Genomic DNA, 340 nt, shown 5'->3' with positions numbered 1-340 from the left:
CGTATTCTGCTTCGTGGTGACAGCGGTTTCGCTACACCTGATCTTTATAAGCAGTGTGAGGAAAACGGCACAAGCTATGTGATCCGGCTGAAGGAGAATGGCATTCTCCGCAAAAAAGCATCCTATCTTGTGGATGGGCTTGATGAGATCACCAAAAATAATAAAGTCGATTATGTAGTAGCCTATGGCGAATTCATGTATAGAGCGAGTTCATGGCCTTATGAAAGGCGTGTGGTATGCAAGGTTGAAAAGCCGGAAAACCAAATGGTTTACATGTACACATTTGTTGTCGCAAACATGGATTCCTCACCAGAGTATCTCATCAAATTTTACTGCAAGC

The 340-nt window shown here is 43.2% G+C and carries 1 protein-coding gene; it reads left to right on the top strand.

Annotation, left to right across the window (positions count from 1 at the left end; all coding sequences use genetic code 11):
• Positions 1–340, top strand: a 340-nt coding sequence (locus WKT10_RS15985; RefSeq protein ID WP_340278061.1) for a transposase, incomplete at both ends; no start/stop codon positions are given.

Source organism: Enterocloster sp. HCN-30185 (assembly GCF_037890305.1).
In the GTDB taxonomy this organism is placed as follows: domain Bacteria; phylum Bacillota; class Clostridia; order Lachnospirales; family Lachnospiraceae; genus Enterocloster.
This window is presented reverse-complemented; position numbering and strand designations above follow the sequence as displayed.